General features: G+C 58.9%; 9 protein-coding genes. 2 read left to right on the top strand and 7 right to left on the bottom strand.

Translation table 11 applies throughout. The annotated features are described in order from the left end of the window. Positions 1–10: 10 nt before the first annotated feature. The 3 genes from ubiD to trxA form a co-directional block, all read right to left on the bottom strand. Positions 11–1,483 (bottom strand): 4-hydroxy-3-polyprenylbenzoate decarboxylase, encoded by a 1,473-nt coding sequence (gene ubiD / locus B3Q33_RS12505; protein WP_273009088.1) that lies wholly within the window; start codon positions 1,481–1,483, stop codon positions 11–13. A 224-nt stretch (positions 1,484–1,707) separates the two neighbouring features. After that, positions 1,708–2,967, bottom strand: coding sequence for a transcription termination factor Rho (gene rho / locus B3Q33_RS12500; protein ID WP_035248298.1), 1,260 nt, complete (start codon positions 2,965–2,967; stop codon positions 1,708–1,710). 287 nt (positions 2,968–3,254) lie between these two features. Further along, positions 3,255–3,581 carry a thioredoxin TrxA gene (gene trxA, locus B3Q33_RS12495; RefSeq protein WP_035248300.1) on the bottom strand — a complete coding sequence of 109 codons (327 nt, stop codon included), beginning with the start codon at positions 3,579–3,581 and terminating at the stop codon, positions 3,255–3,257. 234 nt (positions 3,582–3,815) lie between these two features. On the opposite strand from trxA, the gene ppx reads away from it, so the two are divergent. After that, complete coding sequence (gene ppx / locus B3Q33_RS12490; RefSeq protein WP_035248302.1) at positions 3,816–5,312, top strand: exopolyphosphatase; 1,497 nt, start codon at positions 3,816–3,818, stop codon at positions 5,310–5,312. A gap of 156 nt (positions 5,313–5,468) precedes the next feature. On the opposite strand, the gene ppk1 is transcribed toward ppx, so the two are convergent. Beyond that, positions 5,469–7,556, bottom strand: coding sequence for a polyphosphate kinase 1 (gene ppk1, locus B3Q33_RS12485; RefSeq protein WP_035248304.1), 2,088 nt, complete (start codon positions 7,554–7,556; stop codon positions 5,469–5,471). 193 nt (positions 7,557–7,749) lie between these two features. After that, positions 7,750–7,878, bottom strand: a complete 129-nt coding sequence (locus tag B3Q33_RS12480; protein ID WP_272963174.1) for a hypothetical protein — start codon at positions 7,876–7,878, stop codon at positions 7,750–7,752. Between the two features lie 251 nt (positions 7,879–8,129). Here B3Q33_RS12480 and B3Q33_RS12475 point away from each other — a divergent pair, with 251 nt between their 5' ends. Then, entirely contained in the window at positions 8,130–8,978 is an 849-nt protein-coding gene (locus B3Q33_RS12475) for an alpha/beta hydrolase (protein ID WP_272963175.1), read from the top strand. On the opposite strand, the gene B3Q33_RS12470 is transcribed toward B3Q33_RS12475, so the two are convergent. Both B3Q33_RS12470 and hemB read right to left on the bottom strand, forming a co-directional pair. Continuing rightward, positions 8,962–9,423, bottom strand: a complete 462-nt coding sequence (locus B3Q33_RS12470) for a MarR family winged helix-turn-helix transcriptional regulator (RefSeq protein ID WP_272963176.1) — start codon at positions 9,421–9,423, stop codon at positions 8,962–8,964. The genes B3Q33_RS12475 and B3Q33_RS12470 overlap by 17 nt on opposite strands. Before the next feature lie 123 nt (positions 9,424–9,546). Beyond that, complete coding sequence (gene hemB, locus B3Q33_RS12465) at positions 9,547–10,551, bottom strand: porphobilinogen synthase (protein ID WP_272963177.1); 1,005 nt, start codon at positions 10,549–10,551, stop codon at positions 9,547–9,549. Positions 10,552–10,585: the final 34 nt, after the last annotated feature.

Raw genomic sequence — 10,585 nt, 5'->3', positions numbered from 1 at the left:
TGTTCACTGTTCACTGTTCACTGATCCCCAGGCTTTCCCACATCTCATCCACCCGCTGCTTCACTGCCGGGCTCATGCTGATGGCGCGGCCCCATTCACGGTCGGTTTCGCCGGGCCATTTGCTGGTGGCGTCCATGCCCATCTTGGAGCCCAGGCCGGAGACCGGGGAGGCGAAGTCCAGGTAATCGATGGGGGTGTTTTCAATCAGCAGGGTGTCGCGGGCCGGGTCCATGCGGGTGGTCATGGCCCAGATCACGTCTTTCCAGTCGCGGGCATTCACATCGTCATCGCAGACAATCACGAACTTGGTGTACATGAACTGACGCAGGAAGGACCACACCCCCATCATGACCCGCTTGGCATGGCCCGGGTACTGCTTCTTCATGGTCACTACCGCCATGCGGTAGGAGCAGCCTTCCGGGGGCAGGTAGAAATCCACGATCTCCGGGAACTGCTTTTTCAGGATCGGCACGAAGATTTCGTTCATGGCCACGCCCAGCACTGCCGGCTCATCCGGTGGACGCCCGGTGTAGGTGCTGTGATAGATCGGGTCGCGGCGGTGGGTGATGCGTTCCACGGTGAATACCGGGAAACGTTCCACTTCATTGTAATAGCCGGTGTGGTCGCCGAACGGGCCTTCCTCGGCCATTTCGCCCGGGTAGATATGGCCTTCCAGCACAAATTCGGCGCTGGCGGGGACTTGCAGGTCGTTACCGATGCATTCCACCAGTTCGGTTTTCGAGCCACGCAGCAGGCCGGCAAAGGCGTATTCGCTGAGGGTGTCGGGCACCGGGGTGACCGCACCGAGAATGGTGGCCGGGTCGGCGCCCAGGGCTACTGCCACCGGGAAGGGCTCGCCGGGATGTTGCTGTTGCCACTCCTGGAAATCCAGGGCGCCGCCGCGGTGGCTGAGCCAGCGCATGATCAGCTTGTTACGGCCGATCAGTTGCTGGCGGTAGATGCCCAGGTTCTGGCGTTCCTTGTTGGGGCCACGGGTGATCACCAGCGGCCAGGTCACCAGCGGGCCGGCGTCGCCGGGCCAGCAGGTCTGGATGGGTAACTGGTACAGGTCGACGTCATCGCCTTCCAGCACCTTTTCCTGGCAGGGGCCGGACCCGCGCAGCTTGGGGCTCATGCTCAGTACCTTGCGGAACACCGGCAGTTTTTCCCAGGCGTCACGCATGCCCTTGGGCGGTTCCGGTTCCTTGAGAAAGGCCAGCAGCTCACCCAGTTCGCGCAGCTCCTCTACGGACTCGCGCCCCATGCCCAGGGCCACCCGCCGTTCCGTGCCAAACAGGTTGCCCAGCACCGGGGTGCCGAAGCCCACCGGGTTTTCAAACAGCAGGGCGGGGCCGCCGGCTCGCAGGGTGCGGTCGCAGATTTCGGTCATTTCCAGATTTGGGTTTACCGGTGCAGTGATGCGCTTGAGCTCGCCGAGCTGTTCGAGTTGTTGCAGGAAGTCACGCAGGTCGCGGTATTTCATGGCGTTCCTTGTTGTTTGGATAACCAGAAAGATTGTGTCGCGAGTATAGCAGGCTGGGGGTGAGCGGCGAGTCAGAGGTAGGCGAGTTCTACGAAGTCCCGGTAGGAGCTCCTCTTGAGGTGCGAACCCGAGCCTCAGCGAAGGGAAGACAGCGGTGGGCTTGTTCCGGTAAAAAAAACAAAACCCCGCGTAAGCGGGGTTTTGTGTGTTGCGGGAAGCGTCTCTTATTTGCGCTTCATGGACTCGAAGAATTCCAGGTTGGTCTTGGTATGCTTCATGCGGTCGATGAGGAATTCCATGGCGCCGATTTCGTCCATGGGATGCAGAACCTTGCGCAGGATCCACATCTTCTGCAGTTCATCTTCGCTGACCAAGCGCTCTTCGCGGCGGGTGCCGGACTTGCGGATGTTCATGGCCGGGAAGACGCGCTTCTCTGCTACCTTGCGATCCAGGTGCAGTTCCATGTTGCCGGTGCCCTTGAATTCTTCGTAGATCACTTCATCCATTTTGGAGCCGGTGTCTACCAGGGCAGTGGCCAGGATGGTCAGGCTGCCGCCTTCCTCGATATTTCGTGCGGCACCGAAGAAACGCTTGGGCTTTTCCAGGGCATGGGCGTCCACACCACCGGTGAGTACCTTGCCGGAGCTGGGCTGCACGGTGTTATAGGCCCGTGCCAGACGAGTGATGGAGTCGAGCAGGATGACTACGTCCTGCTTGTGCTCTACCAGTCGCTTGGCTTTCTCGATCACCATCTCGGCAACCTGCACGTGACGTGCGGGGGGCTCGTCGAAGGTCGATGCCACCACTTCGCCGCGTACGGTGCGTGACATCTCGGTCACTTCTTCCGGACGCTCGTCAATCAGCAGCACAATCATGTGCGATTCGGGGTTGTTGCGGGCAATGGACTGGGCCACGGTTTGCAGCAGCATGGTCTTGCCGGCTTTTGGCGGTGCCACGATCAGGCCGCGCTGCCCTTTGCCGATCGGCGCCACCAGATCGATCACCCGGCTGGTGATGTCTTCGGTGGAGCCATTACCTGCTTCCATGACGAAACGTTCGGTTGGGAACAGCGGCGTCAGGTTTTCGAACAGGATCTTGTTCTTGGCGTTTTCCGGCCGGTCAAAGTTGATCTCGTTGACCTTGAGCATGGCGAAATAGCGTTCGCCATCCTTGGGAGGCCGGATCTTGCCGGAAATGGTGTCGCCGGTGCGCAGGTTGAAACGGCGGATCTGGCTGGGAGAAACGTAAATGTCGTCCGGTCCGGCCAGGTAAGAGCCCTCTGCGGAACGAAGGAAGCCGAAACCATCCTGCAGGATCTCCAGCACCCCGTCTCCGTAGATATCGGAGCCGTTCTTGGCGGCGCGTTTGAGGATGGAAAAGATTACGTCCTGTTTGCGGGTTCTTGCCAGGTTCTCGAGGCCGAGTTCCTTGGCAATGTCCAGAAGTTCTCCAATCGGCTTCTGCTTCAGTTCAGAAAGATTCATTGGCGTCTAGTTTGATGTCTTTGAATGAATTGAGAGGGTGCACCACAGGTGGTGCGGCGGTTGTTTTGATAATCTGGTTGATTCGGAATCTGGCCCGGCAAGCCTATAAAGGGGGCCATCAGGAAAAGGTAACCAGAGGTTCCGAAAGACTTGCTAAGGGGATGCTTGTTGTAAGCTGGTTCTGGAATCTACCACTGGAACAACAGGCTGTCTAGTCTTTGCTGGTAGTAATAAAACGTAACACCCCCGCCGGGCAGCGGGGGTGTTAGTGGGGGGTGCTGTCTGTCTTAGAGAGTGCTGTCCAGGAATGCGGCCAGCTGGCTCTTGGACAGGGCGCCCACCTTGGTGGCTTCCACGTTGCCGTTCTTGAACACGGTCAGGGTGGGAATGCCGCGAACGCCGTATTTCTTGGGCGTTTCCGGGTTGTCGTCGATGTTGATCTTGGCAATGGTCAGCTTGTCACCGTACTCGCCGGCCAGTTGCTCCAGGATCGGCGCGACCATTTTGCAGGGGCCGCACCAGGGTGCCCAGTAGTCTACCAGCACCGGGCCGTCTGCATTGATGACCTGGGCTTCGAAGTCCGCGTCGGTCACATTGATAATCTCGCCGCTCATTGAATTCTCCTGAGATAGGGGGTTAGCTGGCCCGACGGGCGGGCTGTTGCGATGATGGATAATATCAGGTCGCGGGTGCCGAATTTCAAGCGAGTGAGTAAATTATCGCGGTAGAGTTTGCCTATGACACCGTAACGCCATGATATTCCGTTAGAATTCGGGGGCGTTTATCAATTCTCTGTCTACCCGTGGTGGGCAGGAAAAGGGCAATGGCCTTTCAGGAAAGGAGTGCATATGGAACATGGCGAGCATCTGGCGGCCATTGACCTGGGGTCGAACAGCTTTCACATGGTAGTGGCCCGCCAGGCCCATGGTGAGGTCCAGATCCTGGATGGGTTGTCCGAGAAAGTGCAACTGGGGGCCGGGCTGGACCGGGATAACCGACTGGACGCGGACACCCAGGAGCGGGCGCTGGATTGCCTGGGCCGCTTTGCCCAGCGGATTGCCGGTATTCCCCGCGGCAGTGTGCGCGTGGTCGGCACCAATACCCTGCGTCAGGCCCGCAATGCCCGGGAGTTCATCGAGCGGGCGGAAGCGGTGCTGGGGCACGATATCGAGATCGTCGCCGGGCGCGAGGAAGCTCGTCTGATTTATCTGGGGGTGGCGCACAGCCTGGCGGATGATGCTGGCCAGCGGCTGGTGGTGGATATCGGTGGCGGCTCCACGGAATTGATCATCGGCGAGCGTTTCGAGTCCACCGAAACCGAATCCCTGCACATGGGCTGTGTCAGTTTTGCCCAGCGTTTCTTTATTGATGGCAATATCACGGAAAAGGCCTTTGACCGGGCAGTGACCGCCGCCCGCCAGGAAGTGCTGTCGATCCACGCCAACTACCGGCGTCTGGGTTGGCAGCAGGCGGTGGGGGCGTCCGGCACGATCAAGGCGATTAGCCAGGTGTGCGTGGATAACGGTTGGTCTGAAACCGGCGTCACCATGGAGGGCCTGAAGAAGGCCCGCAAAAAAGTGATCAAGGCCGGCAAGGTGGAGCAGCTGGACCTGAAGGGGCTGCGCGAGGATCGCAGGGCCATCTTTCCCTCCGGTCTGGCGATTCTCTACGGCATCTTCGAACAGCTGAGCATTGAGCAGATGGAGGTGTCCGGCGGTGCCCTGCGGGAGGGGCTACTGTACGACCTGCTGGGACGGTTCGGCCATGAGGATGTGCGCGAACGCAGCATCCAGTCGCTGATGAGTCGCCATCATGTGGAGCGCACCCAGGCTGAGCGTGTCTGTGACACGGCGATGGGACTGTATCGGCAGGTGGCCAAAAGCTGGCAACTGGACGATGACGAATTGGCTGACACCCTGCGCTGGGGCGCGTTGCTCCACGAGGTCGGCCTTGCCGTCTCCCATAGCCAGTTCCACAAGCATGGCGCCTACCTGGTGACCAATTCAGACCTGCCCGGGTTTTCCCGTCAGGAGCAGCAGGCGGTGGCGGTGCTGGTGCGTGGCCACCGTCGCAAGCTTCCCCTGTCTGCCCTGTCGGAGCTACCCGACGATGAGCAGCAGGGCCTGTTGCGGTTATGCCTGGTGTTGCGACTGTCTGCTCGCCTGCATCATGCCCGCTGTGATGAAGTCATTCCCGAGATGGTACTGAAAGCCGAAGGCAATACCTTGTCCCTGCAGTTTCCGGAGCACTGGCTGGAAGAGCATCCCCTGACACTGGCGGATCTGGAACAGGAACAGGATTATTTTCGTGCTGGAGGCTATGAGTTGAGGTTGGTTGATAATTGAGAATGGATAATTGATAACGGCGCGGATTGGTGTTGCTGTTGTCTTTGAATGCAAGAGGCCGCGTCCAAGCGTTTGGGCGCGGCCTCTTGCGTTTCAGGGCCTGATGCCCTTTCCCGCGAGTTATCAATTATCCATTCTCAATTATTAATGAAGAATTCAGCTTCCTCCCAAGGTTTCCAGTAATACGTGCTGTGCGATGAAGCTCTCCTGCCCGTCCTGGGGCAGGGCGTGCAGATAGTTTCCATCTGCCTGCAGCAGCCAGGCACGGCTGTTATCGCGCAGGTAAAAATGCAGCCCCTGCTCGATTACCTGGGCCTTGAGTACCGGGTCATTGATCGGGAAGCAGGTTTCCACCCGGTTGAACAGGTTGCGATCCATCCAGTCGGCGCTGGAGCAATACACCAGATCTTCTCCACCATGATGGAAGTGGTAGATACGGGTGTGTTCCAGAAAGCGTCCGATCACAGAGCGCACCCGGATATTCTCTGACAGACCTGGCACACCCGGTTTCAGGCAGCAAATACCGCGCACGATCAGATCAATCTCTACTCCCGCCTGGCTGGCCCGGTACAAGGCCTGGATGATTTTTTCTTCGGTGAGTGAGTTGAACTTGGCAATGATACGGGCGGGCTTGCCGGCAGTGGCCTGCTGCGTTTCAAAGTCGATCCATTCGATCAGCGAGGGGTGCAGGGTAAAGGGGGAATGCTTGAGCTGCTTGAGCCGCGCCGCCTTGCCCATGCCGGTGAGCTCCTGGAAGATCTTGTGCACGTCCTGGCAGATGCCTTTCTCGCAGGTCATCAGGCCGTAGTCGGTGTACAGCTTGGTCGTCTTGGTATGGTAGTTGCCGGTACCAAGATGCACGTAGCGTTTGATGCCGTCGCCTTCGCGGCGCACCACCAGCAGCATCTTGGCGTGGGTCTTGTAGCCCACCACCCCGTACACCACGATGGCACCGGCTTCCTGCAGGCGTCGCGCCCCTTCGATATTGGATTCCTCGTCGAAGCGGGCACGCAGTTCCACGATGGCGGTCACTTCCTTGCCATTACGGGCGGCGGTTTCCAGATGATCGAGAATCTCTGACTTGGTACCGGTACGGTATAGGGTCTGCTTGATGGCCAGCACCTTGGGATCGCGGGCCGCTTCTGCCAGCAGATTGATCACCGGCTGGAAGGACTCATAGGGGTGATGCAGCAGAATGTCGCCTTGATCCATGGCGTCGAAAATGGTGTCGGCTTTTTTTACCGCCGGCGCCAGTTTCGGTGAGAAAGGCGAGTAGTGCAGGCGTGGGCGGTTCACGCTGGTGAACATGCGAGCCAGGTTCACCGGGCCATTCACCTCGTACAGATCGATCTCGGTCAGTTCGAACTGCTCCAGCAAATAATCAATCAGATGACGTGGGCAGTTGTCGGCCACTTCCAGGCGCACCTCGTCCCCATAGCGCAGGGAAAGCAGCTGCCCTTTCAGGGCGCTGGCCAGGTCTTCCACATCCTCGTCCACTTCCATGTCCGCATTGCGGGTAACCCGGAACTGGTAACAGCCGGTGGCCTTCATGCCCGGGAAAAGATCGGAGACGTGGGCGTGAATCATGGACGACAGGAACACAAAGTTATCGTCACCACTCTCGCTGATCTCGTCAGGAATACGAATCAGACGGGGCAGGGAGCGGGGAGCGGGAACAATGGCCAGACCGGTCGAGCGACCAAAGGCATCCTTGCCGTCCAGCGATACGATAAAGTTCAGGCTCTTGTTGACCAGCCGCGGGAACGGGTGAGAAGGGTCCAGCGCAATTGGTGTGAGCACTGGGTAGATCTGTTCGCGGAAATATTTTTTGACCCATTCCACCTGTGCTTCGGTCCAGTCTTCGCGGCGAAGAAAGTCTACCCCTTCCTCGCGCAGAGCCGGCAGCAGGATGTTGTTAAGGATGTGGTATTGGCGGTCCACCGCGTCATGGGTGATACGGCTGATTTCTTTCAGCACTTCTTCGGCCAGCATGCCGTCGGGCCCTGGCTGGCCGGTGTGGGTTTCCAGCTTGTTCTTCAGTCCGGCCACACGGATCTCGAAAAATTCATCCATGTTGCTGGAAAAAATCAGCAGAAAGTTCAGCCGTTCCATCAAGGGATGGCTGTCGTCCATGGCCTGTTCCAGCACCCGCAGGTTGAACTGCAACAGGCTCAGCTCCCGGTTGAAATAGTAGTCCGGGTTGTTGAGGTCGATGGCGCTGTGTTCGCTGGCAATGTCATTCATTGGCGTCGTCCTGACCGGGCCGTTTGCAAAGACCCTATTGCATGACATTAATGTGACACGGTAATGACAGGTGCAAAATGATTTTGTGTTAACGGGCTTTTCAGCAGCCTGTTAAGCAGGATAGCGCGCGGATCGGGGAGGCGGGAAGTGGAGATGAAATAATAAAGCCGCCCGCAGGCGGCTTTATGGATACTCAGCCCTGGAAGATCCAGGATTGCTGGATGATGTCCAGCTCCTGCATCTCCTGTTCGGTTGGGGCGCGGCCTTCAGCAGCGGCCAGGCTCGACAGGCTCAGGGTGGCGATCAATATAAAGCTACGCATTGCAATTGCTCCTCGGGTCAGAGACCCAGTCATCAGAATCAGCAGAAAACGGCGAAATTATAACCATTTGTTCATATAAGCCATTGGCTGTTCCTGCCGGGATTCACGGCTCCGGGGGCCATCCCTGGAATCGGGCCGGCTTGTCTGTGAGGATAAAGCAATATAAAGTGCAAATACACTAAATGGTAGTCATGATGCAGCGAGGCGCCTTTTGGTTTCTTTAAGTGTATATACATTAAAGGAGAAGGGTTATGTTGCTATCCGTTTTTCAAACCTTGATGGCCGGCTACAGTCGGCTGCTGCCAGGCAGCGCCAGTGATACGGCTCTGCATCTGTTGACTACGCCCCGGGTGTCCAGGGGGCCATTGTCGTTCCGCACATCAGAGCCGGATCTGACTGTTTCGCTGGGTGAGCGGGCGCAACTGGCGATATGGCAGGGTGGCGACGAGGCCGCGCTGTTTGTGCATGGGTGGTCCGGCCGGGCCACACAGATGTTGCCCTTCATCGATGCAGTGAATGGCAATCGATATACCCGCTACGCCCTGATTTTACCGGGGCATGGAGAGCAGGCGGATGGGCCGGCCCATGTGGGGGATTTCATTGCCGCGATTCGTCTGGCGCTGGATTTTATCGGTGGTCCGGTGTCCGTTGCGCTGGGGCATTCCATGGGCGCCGGGGCTCTGGCCCATGTGGCCGCGCAGGAAAGCCGTATCGAGAGGCTGGTGCTGATTGCCGGACCGGCGGAATTTCGCGGCATGGTCAATAATTTCGCTTCGTTTCTGCATCTGGGTGAGCGGGCACGACTCCAGCTTCTACAGAAAATGGCCGCCCGGGTGGGGATTGGTTTCGATGCACTGAATATAGCGCGGTTGGGCAAGCAGATTCGTGGCCCGGTATTGCTGATCCATGATACCGGTGACAGGGAGATTCCTTTTGCGGAGGGGCTGCGTCTGCAACAAGCCATTCCAGAGGCTACGCTGCATCAAACGCAAGGGTTGGGTCATCGCAAAGTGCTCAGGGATGCGGCGGTGATCGATACCGTTAAAGCGTTTTCGGATTCGCCCCTGCCTTCTCAAGCGCCGCTTAAAGCTCTTGCTTGACCCGGGTACTGAAGCGATGAAGTTGACTGGCCATATTGTCCCACTCCTCTTTGCCGACCAGTGACTCGAAAGCGTTCTGGGCTTCCTGCCAGCGTATCAGTGCCCGCTGGTAGAGAGCCTCGCCATCGGCAGTGAGCGACAGACCTAGTGAGCGTTTGTTGCCGGTGGGCTCGGATTCCACCAGCCCTTTCTCGATCAGTTTGTCCACGGTGCGCTGCAGGGAGGTACGCTCCATGCCCAGCCATTCGGATAACTGAAAAATGGATTCCGGCGGTTGTGCCTTGATGGCATTGAGGATGGAAAACTGGGTAATGCGCAGGCCGGTATCTGCCAGCTTGTTGTTGTAGAGGCGGGTGACCAGACGTGACAGCACCCGGGAATGCAGGGCGGCGCAATGGCGACCCACTTCCAGGGGGGCGAGGGTGTCGGTCTTGTCCTGGCCCATTGGAGAGCTCCGCTAATGTATTGGTGTATATGCATTATAGGATGCGGGCCGGTGCCCCTGTCCAGCGCATGCTGTGGGGTATTGCGCTCAATGGAGCGAATGCGCTGGACGGGGTCTCTCAGATCAGCCTTTCAGTTTCTGCGCAGCCGCCTTGGCAAAGTAGGTGAGGATGCCGTCGGCGCCGGCACGTTTAAAGGCCAGCAGGGATTCCATCATTACCTTGTCCTGGTCCAGCCAGCCATTCTGGAAGGCGGCCATGTGCATGGCGTATTCACCGCTCACTTGATAGGCGTACACCGGCACTTTGAATTCGTCCTTTACCCTGCGCACCACGTCCAGGTAGGGCATGCCGGGTTTAACCATCACCATGTCGGCGCCTTCGGCCAGGTCCAGGGCAATTTCGTGCAGGGCCTCGTCACTGTTGGCCGGGTCCATCTGGTAGGTGGTCTTGTCCGCCTTGCCCAGGTTGCCGGCGGAGCCCACGGCGTCACGGAACGGTCCGTAGTAGGCGCTGGCGTACTTGGCGGAGTAGGCCATGATGCGGGTGTGGATATGGCCGTTCGCTTCCAGAGCGTCGCGGATGGCGCCGATGCGGCCGTCCATCATGTCCGAGGGGGCGATCACGTCGGCGCCGGCTTCCGCCTGGGACAGGGCCTGTTTGACCAGGGCGTCCACGGTGTCATCGTTGAGCACGTAGCCATTGTCGTCGATGATGCCGTCCTGGCCGTGGGTGGTGAACGGGTCCAGGGCGCCATCGGTGATCACACCCATTTCCGGCACCGCTGCCTTGATGGCGCGTACCGCCCGCTGGGCCAGACCATCCGGGTTCCAGGCTTCCTTGCCGTCCAGGGTTTTCACATCGGCGGGGGTCACCGGGAAAAGGGCCATGGCGGGGACTCCCAGCCTGGCCAGTTCCTCGGCTTCCCTGACCAGCAGATCCGCACTCATGCGTTCCACGCCGGGCATGGAAGCCACCGTCTCGGTCTGATTTTTGCCTTCCAGCACAAACACCGGATAGATCAGATCGTCCACGGTGAGGGTGTTTTCGCGCATCAACCGGCGGGAGAAGTCGTCGCGGCGCATGCGGCGCAGACGGGTGGCGGGCCAGGGGGCGCGGGTGACAGACATGGGGCGGAGTCCTCTAGTAACATGGGGCGCCCGA

It is taken from the genome of Alcanivorax sp. UBA3183, assembly GCF_002364155.1.
Taxonomy (GTDB): domain Bacteria; phylum Pseudomonadota; class Gammaproteobacteria; order Pseudomonadales; family Alcanivoracaceae; genus Alcanivorax; species Alcanivorax jadensis.
The sequence above is the reverse complement of the archived record's forward strand: the minus strand, read 5'-3'. Positions and strand labels throughout refer to the sequence as shown.

Bases quoted from the DNA above. Each gene is read 5' to 3' on its own strand.
- B3Q33_RS12475 (WP_272963175.1), top strand. From the start codon at position 8,130: ATGTTGCTATCCGTTTTTCAAACCTTGATGGCCGGCTACAGTCGGCTG.
- ppk1 (WP_035248304.1), bottom strand. From the start codon at position 7,556: ATGAATGACATTGCCAGCGAACACAGCGCCATCGACCTCAACAACCCG.
- ubiD (WP_273009088.1), bottom strand. From the start codon at position 1,483: ATGAAATACCGCGACCTGCGTGACTTCCTGCAACAACTCGAACAGCTC.
- ppx (WP_035248302.1), top strand. From the start codon at position 3,816: ATGGAACATGGCGAGCATCTGGCGGCCATTGACCTGGGGTCGAACAGC.
- B3Q33_RS12470 (WP_272963176.1), bottom strand. From the start codon at position 9,423: ATGGGCCAGGACAAGACCGACACCCTCGCCCCCCTGGAAGTGGGTCGC.
- rho (WP_035248298.1), bottom strand. From the start codon at position 2,967: ATGAATCTTTCTGAACTGAAGCAGAAGCCGATTGGAGAACTTCTGGAC.
- hemB (WP_272963177.1), bottom strand. From the start codon at position 10,551: ATGTCTGTCACCCGCGCCCCCTGGCCCGCCACCCGTCTGCGCCGCATG.
- trxA (WP_035248300.1), bottom strand. From the start codon at position 3,581: ATGAGCGGCGAGATTATCAATGTGACCGACGCGGACTTCGAAGCCCAG.
- B3Q33_RS12480 (WP_272963174.1), bottom strand. From the start codon at position 7,878: ATGCGTAGCTTTATATTGATCGCCACCCTGAGCCTGTCGAGCCTGGCC.